At 60.1% G+C, this 13,177-nt stretch carries 10 protein-coding genes and 1 tRNA gene; 8 read left to right on the top strand and 3 right to left on the bottom strand.

Annotated elements, in window-relative coordinates:
- Nucleotides 1-14 precede the first annotated feature (14 nt).
- Together gatB and CAK95_RS23785 are read left to right on the top strand one after the other, a co-directional pair.
- The gene (gene gatB / locus CAK95_RS23790) at nt 15-1,484 is read left to right on the top strand and encodes an Asp-tRNA(Asn)/Glu-tRNA(Gln) amidotransferase subunit GatB (protein ID WP_086090168.1); all 1,470 of its coding nucleotides are present in this window, start codon (nt 15-17) and stop codon (nt 1,482-1,484) included.
- Between the two features lie 78 nt (nt 1,485-1,562).
- Nucleotides 1,563-2,024, top strand: coding sequence for a cupin domain-containing protein (locus tag CAK95_RS23785; protein ID WP_086090167.1), 462 nt, complete (start codon nt 1,563-1,565; stop codon nt 2,022-2,024).
- Between the two features lie 1,306 nt (nt 2,025-3,330).
- On the opposite strand, the gene CAK95_RS23780 is transcribed toward CAK95_RS23785, so the two are convergent.
- The gene (locus CAK95_RS23780; RefSeq protein ID WP_086090166.1) at nt 3,331-3,717 is read right to left on the bottom strand and encodes a hypothetical protein; all 387 of its coding nucleotides are present in this window, start codon (nt 3,715-3,717) and stop codon (nt 3,331-3,333) included.
- Nucleotides 3,718-4,095: 378 nt separating this feature from the next.
- On the opposite strand from CAK95_RS23780, the gene CAK95_RS23775 reads away from it, so the two are divergent.
- The 5 genes from CAK95_RS23775 (at nt 4,096) to CAK95_RS23755 (ending at nt 8,490) form a co-directional block, all read left to right on the top strand.
- Complete coding sequence (locus CAK95_RS23775; RefSeq protein WP_245303899.1) at nt 4,096-4,737, top strand: glutathione S-transferase family protein; 642 nt, start codon at nt 4,096-4,098, stop codon at nt 4,735-4,737.
- A gap of 329 nt (nt 4,738-5,066) precedes the next feature.
- The gene (locus CAK95_RS23770; RefSeq protein ID WP_086090164.1) at nt 5,067-5,336 is read left to right on the top strand and encodes an SEL1-like repeat protein; all 270 of its coding nucleotides are present in this window, start codon (nt 5,067-5,069) and stop codon (nt 5,334-5,336) included.
- Nucleotides 5,337-5,432: 96 nt separating this feature from the next.
- Nucleotides 5,433-5,525, top strand: a tRNA-Ser gene (locus CAK95_RS23765).
- A gap of 477 nt (nt 5,526-6,002) precedes the next feature.
- Entirely contained in the window at nt 6,003-7,478 is a 1,476-nt protein-coding gene (locus CAK95_RS23760) for a porin (protein ID WP_086090163.1), read from the top strand.
- A 286-nt stretch (nt 7,479-7,764) separates the two neighbouring features.
- Nucleotides 7,765-8,490: a superoxide dismutase gene (locus CAK95_RS23755; RefSeq protein WP_086090162.1), complete on the top strand. Its 726-nt coding sequence runs from the start codon at nt 7,765-7,767 to the stop codon at nt 8,488-8,490.
- A 641-nt stretch (nt 8,491-9,131) separates the two neighbouring features.
- On the opposite strand, the gene smpB is transcribed toward CAK95_RS23755, so the two are convergent.
- Together smpB and dapA are read right to left on the bottom strand one after the other, a co-directional pair.
- Nucleotides 9,132-9,605: an SsrA-binding protein SmpB gene (gene smpB, locus CAK95_RS23750; protein WP_086090161.1), complete on the bottom strand. Its 474-nt coding sequence runs from the start codon at nt 9,603-9,605 to the stop codon at nt 9,132-9,134.
- A gap of 121 nt (nt 9,606-9,726) precedes the next feature.
- Nucleotides 9,727-10,617, bottom strand: coding sequence for a 4-hydroxy-tetrahydrodipicolinate synthase (dapA, locus tag CAK95_RS23745; RefSeq protein ID WP_086091624.1), 891 nt, complete (start codon nt 10,615-10,617; stop codon nt 9,727-9,729).
- Between the two features lie 242 nt (nt 10,618-10,859).
- Between dapA and CAK95_RS23740 the strand changes: the two genes are divergently transcribed.
- Nucleotides 10,860-13,172, top strand: coding sequence for a lytic transglycosylase domain-containing protein (locus CAK95_RS23740; protein ID WP_086090160.1), 2,313 nt, complete (start codon nt 10,860-10,862; stop codon nt 13,170-13,172).
- Nucleotides 13,173-13,177 lie beyond the last annotated feature (5 nt).

Genomic DNA, 13,177 nt, shown 5'->3' with positions numbered 1-13,177 from the left:
ACGTTCAGAGTGCAATGGCAAAAGTCTTAAATAAGAACCTCATCCGCGGCGGCGATGGCGACTGGGAAGTCGTGATCGGCATGGAAGTCCATGCCCAGGTCACCTCGGAATCGAAACTCTTTTCCGGCGCCTCGACCGCCTTCGGCGGCGAGCCCAATTCGCATGTGTCGCTGGTCGATGCGGCGATGCCGGGCATGCTGCCGGTCATCAACGAGGAATGCGTCAAGCAGGCGATCCGCACCGGCCTCGGCCTGAAAGCGCAGATCAACAACAAGTCGGTGTTTGACCGGAAGAACTACTTCTATCCCGATCTGCCGCAGGGCTATCAGATCAGCCAGTACAAGTCGCCGATCGTCGGCGAGGGGGTGGTCAGCGTCGATCTGCCGGATGGCAGCAGCATCGATGTCGGCATCGAGCGGGTGCATCTCGAACAGGACGCCGGCAAGAGCATTCACGACCAGCATCCAACGCTGTCGCTGGTCGATCTCAACCGCTCCGGCGTTGCGCTGATGGAGATCGTGTCGAAGCCCGACATCCGCTCGTCCGAACAGGCCAAGGCCTATGTCTCGAAGCTGCGCTCCATCCTGCGCTATCTCGGTACCTGCGACGGCGACATGGAGAAGGGCAGCCTGCGCGCCGACGTCAACGTGTCGGTGCGCCGGCCGGGCGACGATCTCGGCACCCGTTGCGAGATCAAGAACGTCAATTCGATCCGCTTCATCGGTCAGGCGATCGAGTTCGAAGCGCGCCGTCAGATCGACATCCTGGAGGAGGGCGGCAGCATCACCCAGGAGACGCGGCTGTTTGATCCGGGCAAGGGCGAAACGCGGTCGATGCGCTCCAAGGAAGAGGCGCACGACTATCGCTATTTCCCCGATCCCGACCTGCTGCCGCTGGAATTCGACGACGCCTATGTCGATGCGCTGAAGGCGAACCTGCCGGAGCTGCCGGACGAGAAGAAGGCGCGCTTCATCGATGGCTACGGACTGCAGGCTTACGACGCCGGCGTACTGATTGCCGAACGCGAGACCGCCGAATTCTTCGAGGACATCGCCAAAGGGCGCGATCCGAAGCTTGCTGCCAACTGGGTGATCAACGAACTGGCTGGCCGGTTGAATAAAGAGGGCAAGGATATCGGCGCGTCGCCCGTCTCGTCTGCGCAACTTGGCACCATCCTCGATCTGATCGGCGACAAGACCATCTCCGGCAAGATCGCCAAGGATTTGTTCGAGATCGTCTGGACCGAAGGCGGCGACCCGCGCGCCATTGTCGAACAGCGCGGCATGAAGCAGGTCACCGATCTCGGCGCGATCGAGAAGGTCGTCGATGAAATCGTAGCCGCCAATCCCGACAAGGTGGCCGATGCCAAGACCAATCCCAAGGCCATCGGCTGGTTCGTCGGTCAGGTGATGAAGTCATCGGGCGGCAAGGCCAATCCGCAGGCGGTGAACGAGCTGTTGAGCAAGAAGCTCGGCCTCGCCTGAGCTGGTTGAAAGGCTGGCGTCGTTCGCCTCCCGTGGAAGCGTCTTGTCTTGTGGCCGCCATCGCGAGGGAGGATTCCGATGCCCAAGATCGACATCGCTGCCGTGCCGCAACGCAAAGGCTCGGGCTATCCGCCGCCATTCGACGCACCGTGCGCGGAGCGCATACGGCAGCGGCTGGGCAATGCCGGCGGACTGACGGATTTCGGCGTCAATCTGATGCGCTTGCCGCCCGGCAACTGGTCGAGCCAGCGCCACTGGCATTCGCACGAAGACGAATTCGTCTACGTGCTCGAGGGCGAACTGACGCTGGTTGAAGATGCCGGCGAGACGGTGCTGCGTGCCGGCGATTGCGCGGCCTTCCCGAAAGGGACCGGCAATGGCCATCACCTGATCAACAAGTCGGACGCGGTGGCGGTCTATCTCGAAGTCGGCTCGCGTTCGCCCGCTGACGTCACGATCTGCTCCGACATCGACATGATGAGTTCAAACGCCGACGGTCGGTTTGTGCGCAAGGATGGCGCGCCTTATCTCGAACCTTAGAGTGTTCGAGCGGAGTGGCTCCCGCGTGCCAACGCACGACGGTTTCTTGCTTTCAATCGAGACGCGCCCCTCGCCACGGCGGAAGGTCTGGTCAAATCCGGTCTTTTATCCCGTTGAATCGCATGACGAAGTTGGCGCGAACGATTTTGCGGCACCCGACCGGCTTTCGATCGTCTCCTCATGCTCGCTGACGCTGAAATTTTGTCGCCAGCGATGCGAAATGTTCGCGATCGGCGACGCAGTTGCGCGACGCGCGTGTTGTTTCGCGTGTCCAGAACCGGAAAATCCAGTTCTGGATCGCCAACATCGTCCCGTTTTGGGTCAGCAGCATCTCTTATAATCGTTCCGACATTGCGCCGCGCGCGTTCGATCGCGTTTCGATGGTGCGTCTTGGTCGCAATGACGGGTGAGGCGCACTCTGTTTCTTGTTCGAGCGATCCCGAATGAAGGTTGCGAGCGCTCTCAAAGTCGTCCGTCGATGCGGTCGCGAACGCCGTGCAGCGAATCGACCGGACGACGATTCGTGCGATTCAGGTTCGTCTCGGGTGTCCGGCGAACGAAAATCGGCACTTATCCAAAAAAAATTTTTGGCCGGTCCGGGGCGCCCGGACTTGACATTGCAAGTGTCGAAAATGCGGTCGTTGAGACGCATATGCTTGCGCAAATACACAAAAAACGATTTCGAGCGACACGCAGATAATGCTGATTCCATCGATACAAATTCAACATCGCGATTGTTGTCGATGATTGCATCGTGTCGAGCGTGTGATGTTGACTTCACTTGCAACGACGTGACGTGCGCAGCGACGTTGGATGCTCCAAATCGCCCGTTCGAGTACACGTTTCGTTAAGTGGAGTCGCTGTTTTGTGCATTCTGTAGTAATCGAAGTCCAGTGCACGTCGATTCGCGAGTGCACTTTCGATAGCGCCATCTCTAACTTGGAGGGCACAATGGCGAAGCGTAAGAAGGCTAAGGCCGCGGCGAAGAAGACCGCGAAGAAGACGAAGCGCAAAGCCGCGAAGAAGCGGAAGTAGTTGCGCCGTTTTCGGCCACGTTACAGGGCCGGCGACGTTTTCAGCGCGATACCCTCGTGCGAGACATCGCCGGCTTCAATGTAATGACGGAGGGCGTCGGCGAGACATCATCAAGTCTCTCCGACGCCCTCGGTCTTTCTGGGATCCGGTTGGGGCTTTGACAATAAGCCCGCATCACCGATTGATCGAATTTGTTAACTCTGAAATTTTGCGGGTTGCGCGTGTCGGGTCCTGCTTGCACCGACCCGAAGCTTTTGCCGCCGGCTTCGTCTCACGTAGCCTTTGCCTTGAGCCGGGTGTTGCAGGCGCTCCAGTATTTCGGCCAGGTCATTGTCTTTTCGACCTTGCCCGCAGCGCGCGCTTCCCTCCACTCAGCTCCGCATTGCTTCTGACGTTCATGGGCGGCACGCCGCCCCGCTGATGCCGCGGCTCTCTTCTCGGCTTTGGCCTTGCGCGCTTGCGCTCTTTTCGCCTTGCGCTCCTCCCTTTGGCTCTTCGCATCGGCCTTGGCTGCGTCGGTATCTGCGGCCTTCGGTGCCTCCGTCGTTGCCGCGGGCGGTGTCTGAGCGAGTGTCGAACGCATGGGCAGGGCGGTGAAGGCGAGGACAGCGCCGGCGAAAATCAAAGCCGATGAAAAAATGAAAGTAGACTTGCTCATGTTCGATCTCCCAATCATCACAATAAGAACCGATGTTTTTTTGGAACAGTATGCGGTGGACGGGAAGCGGTCCATACGCAAGCATGGGGTTGCGCGTGCGCATGAGCGGTTTTAGGTGACCGTCACCGAAGGGAATGTCCGGAGACAGTCATGGCGCGAAAAGCAGTGAGATCGCAGGCGAAGGCCAAATCCAAATCGTCACGAAAATTGAAATCCTCGTCAAAGAAGACGGCTCGCACCGCAGCTGGAGGTGCGCGCAAGACCAGCGCATCCAAAGCCACCAAGAAGAAAGCGAGAGCGAAGCCCGGAGCAGGCAGCAAACAGCGCCCGATCGAGCTTCATTACTGGCCGACGCCGAATGGCTGGAAGATTTCGATCATGCTCGAGGAGTGCGGGCTTCCTTACATTATGAAGCCGGTCAACATCTCGACCGGCGATCAGTTCAAGCCTGAATTCCTGGCCATCTCCCCCAATAACCGCATGCCGGCCATCGTCGATCCGGACGGTCCGGGCGGCAAACCGATCTCGGTCTTCGAGTCAGGGGCGATCCTGCAATATCTCGGACGCAAGACCGGCAAGTTCTATCCCGCCAACGAGCGCGAGCGCGTCGAAGTCGAGCAATGGCTGATGTGGCAGATGGGAGGCCTCGGTCCCATGGCCGGGCAGGCGCATCACTTCCGGCACTACGCACCCGAGCAATTGCCGTATGCGATCGATCGCTATACCAACGAGGTCAACCGTCTCTATGGTGTGATGAACACCCGTCTCAAGGATCGGCCGTTTCTCGCCGGCCGCTATTCGATCGCCGACATGGCCTGCGTCGGGTGGGCTTCGCGATGGGAGCGCCAGGGACAGGACATCGCCGAGTTTCCGCACTTCAAGCGCTGGCTCGATACGCTGTTGGCACGGCCGGCCGTCCAGCGCGGCATGAAGCTGCGCGTGGAAGAAGCCTCGAAGGTCGATATGAAGGATCCGAAAGTCTACGAGCTGTTGTTCAAGCAGCGCGCCCGCGCCGGATGATCGATCGCCTCTGCATTGTTATTGATGAGAGGGCGGCTCGCGATGATCGTGAGCCGCCCTTTTTGTGAAGGTTAGCGACATCAGAACATTGACGGTGTTCAGAGCGTAAAGATTGGTCCGAACATCATTCCTCGACGTTCGAAAACGCCCGTATTTTCGATGTTCTTCGAGCATTACAGGCGTTGCAGTGCTCGATTTTGTTCAGAATCGATTCACTGAGACGCTTAAACTGCCATTCAAATTTTGCAGGTCATGATCCGCCTGTCTGACGGGGGTCGTCGGACTTCAAACATCCGCCGATCAAGCGGAGATGATGACAGGGGATAGTAATGGCGCGTTTTGAAATGACTCATATCGATATGAGCAATGCGGGGCAGGGGCCGTCCGCAGCCGACACCTATTATGAACTCGGGATTCGCTATTCGGTCGGCAATATGGTCGAAACCGATCTGATCGCCGCGCATAAGTGGTTCAACCTCGCGGCGATGAAAGGCAGCAAGGAAGCGGTGCAATTGCGGCAGGAGATTGCCGCGAATATGTCGCCCGCCGATATCGCCGCCGCCCAGCGCGCCGCCCGCGACTGGCTGACAAAACACTAGCTGAAAATTGGCGTGTAAAATAATCGGCGCATAGGTGACTGGAGGTCGCCTTTCAGGTTGCTTGGGCCGCGGGTCTTGGGCATATCCGTGCATGCTGGAGACGTGGCCGAGTGGCTGAAGGCGGCGGTTTGCTAAACCGTTATACGCCGTCAAGGCGTATCGAGGGTTCGAATCCCTCCGTCTCCGCCAATCGCGAAGCTCGCGATGATTCTTCGAAATTCGACCAAAAGTGATGGAACCGGCTCTTGCAGAGCCGGTCGCCTTGGAATTGTCTTGGTTGGGGCAAAAGTGCCGGCGGGCCTGAAACCGGAGCTCGCGCTCAAACTTTTCTCTCAAGAAAATTGTTTAAATTCAAATATTTATGTCTATATTCTGCTACTTTGGAACATGCCTAAAAGGCGCCGCATGTCTGAGTGCCTTTTGTGCAACACGGGTTTGAAAACATTCGAAACTGCCTGTGAATGGGGCGTTTCTGGATTGCGGAACAGGGGGGGTTGGGTAATCTCCAACTTGCGACGGAGGGGGCGTCCCCAAGTCGCACTGCTCGGCTGTCTCTCGGGGGATTCGAAGGAGAGCTGAGTAGTTCGCGGGGAATAGGGGAACCTCTTTGGGTAATGTCACCCAGCGGAGTTTGAACCCTCCCTAAAGCAAACTTGGAGGTTCAACATGAAGATGGTGAAAAGCCTTCTCCTCGGTTCCGCTGCTGGTTTGATTGCAGTTGCCGGGGCGCAGGCGGCCGATCTTCCCGTAAAGGCCAAAGCGGTCGAGTACGTGAAGATTTGTAGCCTTTATGGCGTCGGCTACTACTACATTCCGGGCACTGACACCTGCATCAAGATCGGTGGCTATGTCCGTTATGAAGCCTACCACAACGAAACGACGGGCAATTACGCCGACCGCAATCTGACCGGTCGCTTTACGCGTAATTCCACGACCTTCGCTCAGCAGGCCCGCTTCCGTCTGACCGGCGACGTACGCACGCAGACCGAATACGGCACCCTGCGCTCGTATTTCAGCTTCGGCCTGAACTTCCTGAACAGCGTCGATGATACCGCCACTCCGTCTGGCGTGGGCAACTTCGCCTTCGCTCTCGAGCGTGCCTTCATCCAGTTCGCCGGCTTCACCTTCGGCCGGTCGGATACCTTCTTCGGTTTCTATAACAGCGCGGCTTATGGCCTCGTGCCGCCCGCGCTCGACGGCTCCTCGGGTCCGCTCGGTCACAACGTTGCGGCCTATACCTGGCAGTTCGGCAACGGCTTGTCGGCCACGATCTCGGTCGAAGACGCAGCCCATCGCGTGAAGCCGATCACCGATCTCAACGCCGCCTTTATCGGCACGGCTAGCGATGCTGGCGGTCAGAAGGTTCCCGACATCGTCGGCAACATTCGCGTCGACCAGGCCTGGGGTTCGGCGCAGATCATGGGTGCCCTGCATCAGGTCCAGGCTCGTTATTACAATGCTGCAACCGCCGGCTTTGCTAGCTGCGTTGGTGGCAACGCCAGCACCACTGTCTGCGATCACCCTGGCGATGAATGGGGCTGGGCCGTCGGCGGCGGCCTGACCCTGAAGATGCCGTGGGACGCCAAGGACACCCTGTCCGGGGTGATCGCGTACTCCGAGGGTGCCGTTGGCTTTGTGGCCTATGGCAACTCGCCGACCAACTTCATCCATAAGGATGGTGTTGCCGTCGGTGCGAGCTCTGACGCGGTCTTTGGTGTGATTGGCGGTGTCGGCAGCAGTCTTGAGCTGACCGAGGCCTGGGGCGGCTCGGTGGCGTTCGAGCATTACTGGACCCCGAGCCTGCGCACCTCTGCGACGTTCGGCTACTTGAACGTTAGCTACAGTGACAATGCCAAGAACCTGATCGCTGCGACTGTCTGCGGTGGCGGTGGCGTGATCGTGCCTGCCGGCGCTGCCTGCGATCCGGACTACTCCCTGTGGCGCGTGGCTTCGCGCACCATGTGGAATCCGGTGCAGAACCTCGATGTCGGTGTTGAAGTGGCCTATACCAAGCTCAACACCGCTTTCGCTGGAACCAATGCTGTTGGCACCACGTTCGGCCTGGCCGGTGGCACCTACGCCGTCGAAGACCAGGGCTACTGGTCGGCTGCCTTCCGCGTGCAGCGTAACTTCTGGCCGTGATCGTCTGATCCCGACCTAACGTTACGAGCCTAAGCGAACCCCCGGTCGAAAGACCGGGGGTTTTGCTTTGTGCAGAGAACAATACGGCTGCCTCGTGGGGGAATTTGCCTTGGCTCTGGCCCCCGATCCCAATGCCGTTCTCCTCACATCCCTGTGAGCGTCGCCATTTTGATCGCTGAAACTTTGTAGGCTGTCAGCCGTCATTGCAGAGCGTTCCGCCGGCTGGCGGTTTTCCGTTTGACGATGTCGATATCATCAGTCGCCGAAGCGGCGAAGGAGAAAGCACATGAACAGGCGCCAAGGTCTGAAACTGCTCGCCGGCGCGGCGGGTCTGATCGCAACCTCAAGCCTCGCCGGCAGGGTGGCTCTCGCTCAGACGGCTCCGGCCCAGCCGTCCGGCCCGTTCAAACTGCCGCCGCTGGGTTACGCGTTCGATGCGCTCGAACCGCATATCGATGCGCAGACGATGATGATCCACCACGATCGTCACCACGCCGCCTATGTGAATGCGGCCAACCAGCTGGTGTCGCGCTGGGCCGAACTCGGCACGACCCCGATCGAGACCACGTTGTCGGACTTGAGCAAAGTGCCTGAAGCTGTGCGCGCCGGCGTTCGCAACAATCTTGGTGGCCACTGGAACCACTCCTTCTTCTGGGTGCTGATGGAGCCCGGCGGCGCGAAAGAGCCGACCGGCGGTCTGAAAACAGCGATCGACAAGGACTTCGGCGGCACCAGCGGTCTCATCGAAAAGGTCAATGCCGCCGGCGCCGGCCGCTTCGGCTCAGGCTGGGCGTGGCTGGTCGTTAATAAGGACAAGAAGCTCGACGTCATCAGCACGGCGAATCAGGACACGCCGCTGGAATTGGGAGCCAGGCCCGTTGTTGGCGTCGATGTCTGGGAGCACGCCTACTATCTCAAATATCAGAACCGTCGTCCTGACTACCTGAAGGCGTGGTGGAATACGGTGAACTGGACCAAGGCGGACGACAACTTCAAGAAAGCGATGGGCTGAGAAATCGCCGCTTGACATTCTTGCAGATATAGGATTTATTTCCTTCCATCCCGCCCCGCTGAAGGGGCGTTTCATGAGCGTCGTGAGACGCGGGGCGGGATGCGGTGGCCGTTGAGGATGCAGGACGTAGCATCCGCAGCGGAGGCCCAAGCTGCGATGATCCGGCTCACCGGCCGTGGGTCACCAGCGGAGGATAACAAGAAGAGCCGCCCGGTGTCGTCCGGTCCACGGTGTCTGTCCTCCGGGGTTGTCGCAGAGCAAGCCTCAAACACCGCGCGCGGAACGCCGAAGCTTTTCGGCGGTTCGTGGTGCGACCAATCTCATGCGCTTTACTCACACTTGCGCATGGGGCCGCGGGCAGGCTGAGAGCCCGGCGTTCCGCGCGCCCTTCTCTTCGAAGGGCATGAAGCGGCGGTTTGGACGACGGCGTACCCCGCGCCGCAAAAAACAGGGGCGGCGGAGCTATGTCCATTGGATCACTCAGGATTAAGACCGACCCGTATCTCATTCGGGGTTCAATCCTTGTCTCATCTGAAGATCAGGTCTTGTGCGTTATCCTCGCGTGATCTCTTAACGATGCCGTCTCAGATCGGCAATCAGTGCAGTCTCTTCAACAGAAACTTGAAGGGCAAGCCGCAGTATCAGCCTTTCGCACGCAACAGACGGCTGCGTTCACGGTCCCAGCTTCGCTGTTTGAGCGTCTCGCGCTTGTCGTGAAGTTTCTTGCCGCGCGCCAGCGCGATTTCGAGTTTCGCACGTCCCTTGCCGTTAAAGTAAAACTTCAGCGGCACGACGGTGAAGCCTTGGCGTTCGACCGCGCCGATCAGCTTGTTGATCTGGCGCTTGTGCAACAGCAGCTTGCGGGGCCGCTTCGGCGCATGGTTGTCACGGCCGGCCTGTAGGTATTCCGGGATGTTGCAGTTGATCAGCCAGACCTCGCCGTTGCGGGCATCGGCATAGGATTCGGCAATCGTCGCATTGCCGGCGCGCAGCGACTTGACCTCGCTGCCGGTCAGGGCGACGCCCGCTTCAAACGTCTCGCCGATTTCGTAGTTGAAGCGTGCCTTGCGGTTATCGGCGACAACCTTCAGCGCACGCTCTTTCGCCTCTGCCATCTCTCAAATCACTCAAGACTGTCGACCACTCCGCCCAACGGCGACATGGCCGGCTCCCTATATCGGATCGGCAAGCTGGATTACCAGCGGACAGGCGATGGCGGATCGTCCGCAGCAGCCACTAGTTGATCAGGCCCGCATGCACCATGGCGCTGCGGATCGCTGCCTTGGTCGGCGCGGTCACTGGCAGCAACGGAAGGCGGACATCTTCATTGCCGCGCGCGAGCAGGCTGAGCCCGTATTTCGCACCGGCAAGACCAGGCTCGAGGAAGATCGCGTTGTGCAACGGCACGAGACGATCCTGGATGACCATGCCTTGCTTATAGTCGCCCGACAGAGTTGCGTCCTGCAATTGCTTGCACAAGGCCGGCGCGACATTCGAGACGACCGAGATGCAGCCATGCCCGCCCGCGGCATTGAATGCGAGGGCGGTCATGTCTTCACCCGAAAGCTGGATGAAGTCCGGCCCCATCGCCTGGCGCTGCAGCGAGACCCGCGCGAGATTGCCGGTGGCGTCCTTCACGCCGGCGATGTTCTTCAGTTCGAACAGCCGCTTCATCGTATCGACCGACATGTCGACAACCGATCGCGGCGGGATGTTGTAGATGATGATCGGAATTCCGATCGCATCATTCACCGCCTTGAAGTGCTGATACAGGCCCTCCTGGGTCGGCTTGTTGTAATAGGGAGTCACCACCAGCACGGCATCGGCGCCAGCCTTCTCGGCATGCCGCGCCAGAGCCACCGCTTCGGTCGTCGAATTCGATCCGGCACCGGCGATGACGGGTACGCGGCCCTTCGCCTGCGCGATGGACCATTCGACGACCTGGTTGTGCTCGTCATGCGACAGGGTCGGGCTTTCGCCGGTCGTGCCAACCGGCACCAGGCCATCGGTGCCTTCGGCAATCTGCCATTCCACGAAATCGCGGAAAGCCTGTTCGTCGAGTTTGCCGTCACGGAACGGTGTCACCAGCGCCGTGAAAGACCCCCGGAACTTTCCATTTGCAGCCATGACGCCGATCCTACGACCAATTGCGGCGCCACCATCGGCGCATCGGTAAAGGCCGATCAATAGCGGTTCGGCGGAGGGGATTAAAGCGAATGTTATTGACCGGTTCCATTGCGGTATTTGATGCCCGCAATCCCGCCGTTTTCCAGTGGCACGGATAGTTTGCGTGCCGTTAATGGGTTTCTTAGCATTATCAGTTCATTGGCGAGTCCGTGCAATCCGATTCGGGGGCGGAGGACGTTGTTTTGACACGCAAAGGCTTTTTCCTAGCCGCGCTGGCAGCCGCAGCGGCCATTTCCGTTGCCGCCGTGCATGCAGCCCCCAAGCCCGGCGCCGAAGAAAAACCTGCGGCGAATGCCAAAGGCAAACCATCCGACACCAAGGCAACAAAGGCCGCAGGCAAGAAGGTCGAGCCGAAAAAGGCCGATAACAAGAAAGCCAAAGCCAGCAGCAAGAAGCCAACCGCCAAGGCTGCGGCGAAGACAAGCGAGCCGAAATCCGCCGCTCTTCCGTTGCCGAAGTCCCGCCCTGGATATGGTGCCCCTGAAACGACCTCGCCGGCGTTTCCAACTCCGATCGGTGCGCCTCTCGCATCTGCTCCCGCAACCGCCGTTCCTGATGCTGCCAGTCCCGTTCCGCCCGCCGTGTTGGCACCGGGCACACCGCCATCCTCTGAAAGCCTCGCCGGCGTGAAGAAAGCGATCGAGCTGGCCCGCCGTGGCAAGACCTCGGAAGCGGCGGCGGTTGGCAACAGCGTGACCGACCCGCTCGCGGCCAAGCTGATCGAATGGGTGGTGCTCCGCGCAGAGAACGATGATTTCGATTTCCAGCGCTATGCCGGTTTTGCTACGGCCAATCCGGGCTGGCCGAATATCACACAGTTCCGGCGCAAGGCGGAGGCCGCGTTGTGGCAGAATGGCGTGAACGACGCCGTCATCCGCCGCTATTTCGCGTCCAACAAGCCGCTGACAGCCAAAGGCAAGCTCGCTTATGCGCGTGCGCTCCTGGCGCAGGGCGATCGCGCGATGGCACAGCAATATGTCCGCGATGCATGGCGCAACGATGCGCTGACGGCTGACATGGAGCGCCAGGTGCTCGACGCGTTCGGTCCATTACTGAACAGCGGCGATCACAAGGCGCGGCTCAACCAACGGCTCTATTCTGACGACACCGATCAGGCATTGCGCGCGGCGCAAAGGCTCGGTGCGTCGCAGGTCGCGCTGGTCAAGGCCCGAGCTGCGGTGATCGGTAAATCCTCACGCGCGAAAGCCTTGCTGGATGCCGTGCCGGCTGATGCGCGGAGCGACGCGATTTATCTGTTTACACGGGCACAGTGGCTACGGCGAAACGACAAGACCGCCGAGGCTGCACAGGCGATGATGGCGGCTCCGGCCAATGTCGAAGATCCCGACGAATGGTGGGCGGAGCGGCGCCTGCTCGCGCGCAAGCTCCTCGATGAAGGCGATGCGCATACAGCCTTCCGGATCGCACGCAATGCGGCGATGCCGGAGAAAGAAGGGGCTCGCGTCGAGCATTTGTTTACCGCCGGCTGGATCGCGTTTCGCTTCTTGAACGATCCGGCGACGGCAAAACCGCTATTCGCTCGTACCGTGCAGGTGGCGGAACATCCGGCGTCGCAATCGCGTGGCTATTACTGGTATGCGCGAACAGCCGAAGCGCTCGGACAGAATGCCGAAGCGAAGGCTTATTACGAGCGCGCCGCGCGCTTCACCACGACCTATTACGGGCAGATCGCACATGCCCGTCTCGGCGGTTCGGAGCTTCGCATTCCAGGGCCGCCGCCGTCACATCCGCAGGCCAGCCGGCTCGAGATCGTGCGGGCGATGGACATGCTCTATGCGATCGACGAGCGTGACCTCGTCGCATCCGCTGTCGCAGATCTTGCCGATCGCGCGCCGGATGCGGCGGCTTTGGCCGCGGTCGCGGCGCTTGTCGAGCGGCGGGAAGATGCGCGAGCATTGGCGCTGCTTGGGCGCACCGCCGTCGGGCGCGGGCTGCCGTTCGAGTATTATGCCTACCCGATTGCCGGCCTTCCGCGCTTCAAGCCGATCGGTCCGCAGATCGAGCCCCATGTTGCTTATGCCATTGCGCGGCAGGAAAGCGGGTTCAATCCGCGTGCGCGCTCAGGCGCCAACGCGCAGGGGCTGATGCAGGTGCTGCCGGGCACGGCCAAGCTCGTCGCCAAGAAGAACGGCGTCGCTTTCGACGCGGCGCGGTTGTTGAACGACCCTGTTTACAACGTGCAGATTGGCGCAGCTGAACTCGGCGACGTCATCGAGACCTATCGGGGCTCGTACATCCTGGCTTTCGTCGCCTACAACGCCGGCCGCGGTCGTGTGCGCGACTGGATTGCGCGCTTTGGCGATCCGCGTGATCCCAAGGTCGATCCGATCGACTGGGTCGAGCGGATCCCATTCTCTGAGACCCGCAATTACGTGCAGCGAGTGATGGAGAATATGCAGGTCTACCGCGTGCGGTTTGGTGCCTCGCGCAGGCTGCTGATCGAGGCTGATCTGCGGCGCGGTACGGTCAATTAATCGAT

The organism is Pseudorhodoplanes sinuspersici (genome assembly GCF_002119765.1).
Classification (GTDB): Bacteria; Pseudomonadota; Alphaproteobacteria; order Rhizobiales; family Xanthobacteraceae; genus Pseudorhodoplanes; species Pseudorhodoplanes sinuspersici.
The sequence above is the reverse complement of the archived record's forward strand: the minus strand, read 5'-3'. Positions and strand labels throughout refer to the sequence as shown.